Annotated in this window: 7 protein-coding genes; 2 read left to right on the top strand and 5 right to left on the bottom strand. The window is 71.9% G+C overall.

The features are described from left to right. From HV824_RS34265 to HV824_RS34250, 4 genes are all read right to left on the bottom strand, one after another. On the bottom strand, positions 1-358 hold a 358-nt coding region (locus tag HV824_RS34265; protein WP_255208572.1), incomplete at its 3' end, for an OB-fold nucleic acid binding domain-containing protein. 47 nt (positions 359-405) lie between these two features. Further along, positions 406-1,545: a class I SAM-dependent methyltransferase gene (locus HV824_RS34260; RefSeq protein WP_176417119.1), complete on the bottom strand. Its 1,140-nt coding sequence runs from the start codon at positions 1,543-1,545 to the stop codon at positions 406-408. 159 nt (positions 1,546-1,704) lie between these two features. Continuing rightward, positions 1,705-2,073 (bottom strand): hypothetical protein, encoded by a 369-nt coding sequence (locus tag HV824_RS34255; RefSeq protein ID WP_176425139.1) that lies wholly within the window; start codon positions 2,071-2,073, stop codon positions 1,705-1,707. A 22-nt stretch (positions 2,074-2,095) separates the two neighbouring features. Then, entirely contained in the window at positions 2,096-3,691 is a 1,596-nt protein-coding gene (locus tag HV824_RS34250; RefSeq protein WP_176417121.1) for an NAD(P)/FAD-dependent oxidoreductase, read from the bottom strand. Positions 3,692-3,987: 296 nt separating this feature from the next. On the opposite strand from HV824_RS34250, the gene HV824_RS34245 reads away from it, so the two are divergent. Then, complete coding sequence (locus tag HV824_RS34245; protein ID WP_237080347.1) at positions 3,988-4,191, top strand: hypothetical protein; 204 nt, start codon at positions 3,988-3,990, stop codon at positions 4,189-4,191. Between the two features lie 10 nt (positions 4,192-4,201). Here the strand turns inward: HV824_RS34245 and mprA are convergent, their stop codons facing one another. Then, positions 4,202-4,855, bottom strand: coding sequence for an MprA protease, GlyGly-CTERM protein-sorting domain-containing form (gene mprA / locus HV824_RS34240; protein WP_176417123.1), 654 nt, complete (start codon positions 4,853-4,855; stop codon positions 4,202-4,204). Positions 4,856-5,095: 240 nt separating this feature from the next. Here mprA and HV824_RS34235 point away from each other — a divergent pair. After that, positions 5,096-7,054, top strand: a 1,959-nt coding sequence (locus tag HV824_RS34235) for an N-acetylmuramoyl-L-alanine amidase (protein ID WP_255208571.1), incomplete at its 3' end; no start/stop codon positions are given.

Genomic DNA, 7,054 nt, shown 5'->3' with positions numbered 1-7,054 from the left:
CCTTGGGGTCCAGGGGCTCGGGGTCCAGGCGCTCCACGGCCTCCACGACAATCTGGGAGCGGCCGTGGAACTGGATGACGTTGCCCTGGACGAGCACGAAGTCACCCGGCTGGAAGACGGGCTCGAGCGCGTCGACGTTGTCGAAGACGCGCGCGTCCACCTCGCCACTCTTGTCGACGAGCGTGGCGGCGACGAACACCTTGCCACTGCGGGCGGTCACCTTCTCCTTCTTGGTGACGCGGAAGACGGTATGGACGCGGTCCTTCTCCCGCAGGTCGGCCGCATACACCTTGCGGACGGTCTCCACGGAACCTTCCTGGGTGGGGGGCGCGGACTCGGGCACGTTTTCGTTGGTCATTGCGGCGGCGGACACTAGCACTCCAGCGGCCGCGCGGGGGGACGGCTTCAGCTGACTTCCAACGCCACCGCGTGGAGGTGCTCCGCCCCATGGGAGCCGGCCAGGGTCGGGTGGTCCGGCGGCAGCCCTGGGCGGGCCAGGCGGGTGGCGATGCGGGCCTCGCCCTCGCAGGCGGTGGCCACCAGCTCGTCGAAGCCGTCCTGGGGGAGGGGTGGATGGTACCCGGTGACCATCAGCCAGCCACCGTGGCGCGTCCTGCGAAGCGCGTGACGCAGCAACTCCACGAATTCCTCGTCCGTCGCCACGGCCGGTGTGTCCAGGAGGACCAGGTCGAAGGTGTCGCGCACCGCACGCAGGACCTGGAGGGGCTTGCCCGTCTCCACCGTCACCCGGCCCAGCAGGCCGTTGGCCTCCGCGTTCTCCCGCGCCAGGTCCGCGGCGTCCGCGTTGGCGTCGAAGGCGAGGATGTACCGGGCGCCGTGCACGCCGGCGTGGACGAAGAGCCCACCCACGTTGCAGCACGCGTCCAGCACGCGCGCACCCTGGGCCATGCGCGCCACGAAGCGGCGGACCTCGCGCTGGTCATACGCGTAGCCCGTGCCCTGGCCGTAGGTGAGGTCCACGGTGAAGCGGGCCCCCAGCTCCAGCAGCCGGCACCAGCGGGGTGGGGTGCCGTAGAGGACGTGGGGGCGCTGCGTGGGCAGCCCCAGCGCCTTTCGGCGAAGGGTGTCGTTGCGCAGCAGCACCGCGCCCGCGCCCGCCACCTCCACCAGCGCGCGCGTCAGCTCCTCATGGCGCGCGTCCATGGCGCGGGTGAGCGTCTGCACCACGTAGTGGGTGTCATAGCGGTCCACGATGAGGCCGGGCAGGCCGTCTCCGTCATCGTTGACGACGCGGCAGAAGCGCGGGTCGTCCACCAGCCGGCCCCGCCGCTCGAAGGCGTGGCGGAGGTGGCGAGGGATGAGCCCCTCCACCACCTCGTCCGGCTGGCCGAGCCGGCGCACCGCGTAGGACGCGTCTAAATCCACGTCACCCAGGCCCAGCACCGAGCCGTCCTCGTCCCGAAGCTGCACGGGCTCGCCGGGCTGCGGCGTGCCTTCCATGGAGACGATGTCTTCCCGGCGCAACCACGGCGCGCCATGGCGCAGTCGGCGGGCGGCGTCGCGGGACAAAAAGGTGCTGAGCACGATGGGTTCTCCTCTCGCGGCGACCCGAGGGCACCGGCGCCCCGGGGCGTGCTGCCAGGGGAGAACATGGGGCGCTGGCCCGTGGATGGCTGCCCGTCCCGGAGCGCCACGTCGGGGGGCAGCCGGGCGGGCGGGCCCGTGCGCCGTCGCCCCGTTGCTTCAGCCTCCGCCAGGCGCGCGCTTGAAGGCCTGGGTGGTGACCTGGAAGAGCAGGGTGCTGGCCACCAGCGCCAGCACGATGCCGATGCCGCGCAGCCGCAGCTCGTCACGGAACACCAGGGACAGGGCCAGCGCGCTCAGCAGCACCACGGCCGCCACGCGAAGCACCTGTCCCCGCTGCATGGCCCCCGAGCGCGCGGGCTTCGCCCGGGCCAGGACGGGGATGCTCGCCGCCTTGCGCCAGGTGGTGGCGGTCTCCTCCCGGACGTCGTCCTCCGCGTCCACCAGCCCCTGGACGTAGGCCCGCTCCACCTCCAGCAGGCTGGGGTAGACCAGCTCGCCCTCCGGCGTCCGCACGACGTATCCCATGCGCCCTCCTCCCGGCCGTCCGTCAGGACAGCTCGGTGGCAATCTGCTCAGCGACGCGCAGTCCATCAATGGCGGACGACACGATGCCGCCCGCGTAGCCACAGCCCTCGCCCGCCGGGTAGAGGCCCTTCATGGACACTGACTGCAAGTCTTCGCCGCGGGTGATGCGCACCGGCGACGACGTGCGGCTCTCGATGCCGATGAGCTTGCCCTCCTCGCTGATGAAGCCGCGCATCTTCCGCTCGAAGGTGCGCAGGGCCTGCTTCAGCGACTCGGTGAGCCGCTCCGGGAAGAGCTGGTTGAGGTCCGTGTGCGCCAGGCCGGGGCGGTAGCTGGTGTCGCCCGGGGCCTTCTTCACGCGCCCGGCCAGGTAGTCCGGAATCGTCTGGGCCGGGGCGTAGAAGCGGCCTCCGCCCAGCTCATGCGCCTTGCTCTCCCAGTGGCGCTGGAACTCCAGGCCCGCCAGCGGACCGCGGAAGCCCTCGCGCTCGAAGTCCGCCACGGACACGGACACGACGATGCCCGCGTTGGCGTAGCGCGCGTTGCGCCGCGAGTTGCTCATGCCGTTGGTGCACTGGAGCCCGTCCTGCGTGGGCGTGGGCACCACGATGCCGCCGGGGCACATGCAGAACGAGTAGACGCCGCGCACCTCGCCGTCCACCTCCAGGTTCTCCGCCAGCTTGTAGTCCGCCGGGGGCAGGCGCGGGTTCTTGGCCGCGTTGCCGTACTGGATGCCGTTGATGAGCGCCTGCGGGTGCTCGGCGCGGAAGCCCAGGGCGAAGGGCTTGGCCTCCACCATCACCTGGCCGTCGGCGGCGAAGCGCTCATACAGCTCGCGCGCGGAGTTGCCGGGGGCCAGGATGACGCGGTTGCTCTCCAGCGTGCGGCCGTCGGACAGCTTCACGCCCGCGATGTGGCCATCCTTGTAGAGCAGGTCGTCCACGCGCGTGCTGAAGTGGACCTCGCAGCCGCCGGCGATGAGCTCCTCGCGCAGCTTCGCCACCGCGCCGGGCAGCAGGTCCGAGCCGATGTGCGGCTTGCCCTCGATGAGGATGTGGTCCGGCGCGCCGTAGCGGGCGAAGGCCTCGATGACCTTGCGCACCATGGGGTGGTTGATGCGCGTGGACAGCTTGCCGTCCGTGTACGCGCCCGCGCCGCCCTCGCCGAAGTTCATGTTGCTCTCGGGGTCCAGCGTCCCGTCGCGCATGAGCTTCGCCACGTCCTTGCGGCGCGACACCACCTCGCGGCCCCGCTCCAGCAGGATGCTGCGAACGCCGCGCTCCAGCAGGCCCAGCGCGGCGAAGAGCCCCGCGGGGCCCGTGCCGATGATGATGGGCCACTGCTCCGGCGCCTTCACCGGGGCCAGCGGCTCCGGAGGCGGCGGCGCCTCACCCACGTCCGGTGGCAGCTTCGCCGGCTGCTTGCCCCGGGCCAGCTCCACCTCCAGCGTGTAGATGTAGCGCGGGCTGCCCTTCTTCCGCGCGTCCAGCACGGAGCGCACCACCCGCACGGACGCGAGGTCGGAGCGGGTGACGCCCAGCTTCTCCGCGGCGCGCTGACCAAGCAGCTCCTCCGGCTCGTCCAGCCACAGCCCGATGTTGTTCACCCGATACGCCATGACCATCCGCTCCTGGTGGGGCGCGTATCTCGCCGCCCCGTTGAAAGATTGCAAGCCCTTGAAATCCGGGTGCGAACCCGCTGATGCACCCCCCCTCGCCAATCCCCCGTACCGCCGAGAACTGCGCAACCGCGTTCGCACTGCCCTCCAGGGCCTTCCGGGGCCTTGGTCTACTTCAACCCTTGGGAAATGTTGAGGAATCCGTGTGGAAGAGATTGGCTGGCACGGGGGTTGAAACAGGGCCGTATCGTGATTAGGCGGGGCTCCTTCCCGGCCGCTTCATGGAGGCACTGACCTTGAGCACCGATCAAAAGGGCACCCGGATCCTGGCGCGCACGTTCTTCAACCAGCTGCGCGCGAGCGGCTACACCCCGCACCAGGTGATTGGCATCGCCACGGAGCTGCTCGAGCTGGTGACGACGGACATCAAGGAAGGCGACAAGGCGACGGCGGTCCAGGCGGCGCAGGAGCAGGCCCCGGAGCTCCGCCCGCACGCCTGAGCTGGAAGCGTCAGGCGCGGGGCGCCCCTTGCTCCCGCCTCCGCTGGTACGCAGCCGCGCCGGCGATAAAGAGCAGACCCGCGGTGAGGGCGCTGAAGACGCTGCTGGCCGTCTGCGTGGCCTGGAGCGCCATCAGCACGCCGCCCGCGGTGAAGGCGGCCACATCCACCCACGCGGGACGGCGCCGCGGCAGCACCAGCACCAGGACGCAGGCCGTCAGCGGCAGCCCCAGCACCACCTGGCGGACGATGGCGTCGGTGCTGGTGCGCACCGTGTCCCAGTTGTGCACCAGGATGGCGGCGAAGATGACCACCGTGCCCAGCGCGAGCACCAGCACGCCCGCGGCGGCGGCGTCCTTGGCCAGCCGGGCCTTCTCGTCGAACTGCTGGACGGCCAGGTCCACCAGGTGCTCCAGCGCGCTGTTGAGGATTTCGGCGAAGAAGATGAGCAGGACGCAGAAGATGAGCGTCACCTTCTCCGCGAGCCCCAGCGCGATGCCGCTGCCCACCAGCCCCACCAGCACGGCGGCGATGAGGTGGACGCGCATGTTGCGCTGGTAGATGACGGTGTGGATGAGCCCCGCCCACGCATGGCCGAAGGAGGCGAGCAGCCCCGAGCCGTGACGGGGAGGGAAGGACGCGGGTGGCCGGGCAGGTGCGTTCATCGATGGCGAAGGCGCGGGGGAGGCTAACACCCGTGGGACGGATTGCCCCTTCGTCATGAAGGGGTATGGTCCGACCCTGTGAATGCCCCTTCCTACCCGCTTCGTGTCCGTCTGGGTGGCGCACTTCTCGCGCTGGTGTTGACTTCCTCCCTGGCCCGCGCCGAATCCCACGCCGCGCACGACCCTGCGCTGGACGAGGGGGCGTGTGGCCTGGAGCCGCCGGGCGCGCGGTACGTGCCGATGCCCGGGCCCCGGCCGCATGAGACGCGCCGCCTGTCCGCCGAGGAGCCGCCCGTGGTCCGGCGTGAGCTCCGGCCGGGCGCCTCCGGGACGAAGTCGGGCGTGCCGCAGACGCGCCAGCGCACGGGCGCGCTCTCCGGCAAGGTGGTGTACCTGAGCCCGGGCCACGGCTTCACGCGCAGCGCGCCGCTGAACCGCTGGGCCACGCAGCGGCCGAACACCTGGGCCGTGGTGGAGGACCTCATCTCCGCCGAGGTGCTCAACCAGTACCTGCTGCCCATGCTGACGGGCGCCGGCGCCACCGTGGTGCCCCTGCGTGAGCCGGACCTCAATAGGCACATGGCCATCGTCGACGACGGGCAGGCCGGCTACTCGGAGGACGGCGACGTGTTCGACGCCTCCGCGCAGCCCGGCTGGGGCACGCCGCCCACGCCCATGGGCAACGGGGTGGAGCCCTTCGCGCTGGGCACGACGCGGGTGATGGCCTCCGCGCGCGGTGTCACCGCGAGCGCGACGTGGGCGCCGGAGCTCCCCGCCGAGGGCAGCTACCACGTCTACGTCTCCTACGCGGCCGACCCCACGCGCGCGCCGGACGCGCACTACGTGGTGAAGCACGCGGGCGGTGAGAGCCACTTCCGCGTCAATCAGCGCCGTCACGGCGGGACGTGGGTGCTGCTGGGGCGCTTCTATTTCAAGGCGGGGCAGCACCCGGACTCCGGCGCGGTGGTGGCGTTGAATGACACGGCGGAGGGCGGCACGCTGTCGCTGGACGCGGTGCGCTTTGGCGGTGGCAGCGGCGTCATCGGTGACGATGCGATGGCGCCCCTGGCGCGGCCCCGCTACGAGGAGTCCGCGCGCTACCATGTGCAGTTCAGCGGCGCGCCGCGCACGGTGTACGCGCCCACGGGGGCCAACGCGCTGTCCAACGAGCGCAACGCGGACGTCACCGCGCGCCCGCGCTTCGCCGCGTGGCTGCACGAGGAGGGCGAGGACGCGGTGTACGTGGCGTGGCACACCAACGCGTCCACGTCGGGCAACGTGTCGGGCTCGGAGGCCTACGTGTACGGGCCCAACCCGGTGGACGGCACGCTCAACTTCACCGGGTTCCCGGGCAGTGACGTGCTGGCGCGGGCGCTGCTGGACGAGCTGGCGCGGGACATGCGCCGCGAGGTGGACCCGAGCTGGCGGGTGCGCAACCTGCGCTCGGCGAACCTGGGCGAGGTGAACCCCACGCACAACAACGAGATGCCGTCCGTGCTGCTGGAGATCGCCTACCACGACAACGTCACCGATTCGAACCGGCTGAAGGAGCCCGCGTTCCGCCGGGTGGCCGCGCGCGCCATCCTCCAGGGCCTCATCAAGTACTACGCGGCCCGGGACAGCGTGCCCGTCGTCCTGCCGCCCGAGCCGCCCGAGGCGGTGGCCGCGCTCAACGGCAGCGGCGGCACGGTGGAGCTCCGCTGGGCGGCGCCGCCGGCCAACCCGGACGAGGAGGGCCGCGACGCGCCCACCGGCTACCGCGTCTACCAGAGCGCGGACGGGCTGGGCTGGGACGACGGCACGGACGAGGCGGGCCTGTCGTTCCGCGCCACGCTGGCGCCGGGCACCACGCGCTACTTCCGCGTGGCCGCGGTGAGCGCGGGCGGCGAGGGCTTCCCGTCCGCCACCGTGGGCGTGCGGACGCCGGGCGGCGCGGAGTCGCCGGTGCTGGTGGTCAACGGCTTCGAGCGGCTGGACGCCTCCCAGGCGTGCGCCGAGCCGCTGGACGCCTACGACCTCCAGGCGCCCGTCCGCCTGCTGGTGGAGACGATGAACGACGGCACCTACGTGCGCCGCCACGGCGCCGCGCTGGCGCACGCGGGCACGGCCTTCGACAGCGCGACGCGCGCGGCGGTGGCGGCGAACCTGGTGACGGTGGGCGCGCCGTACCGGCTGGTGGACTGGTTCACCGGGCGGGGC

The sequence above is a fragment of the Myxococcus sp. AM009 genome (genome assembly GCF_013372605.1).
Classification (GTDB): Bacteria; Myxococcota; Myxococcia; order Myxococcales; family Myxococcaceae; genus Myxococcus; species Myxococcus vastator.
This window is presented reverse-complemented; position numbering and strand designations above follow the sequence as displayed.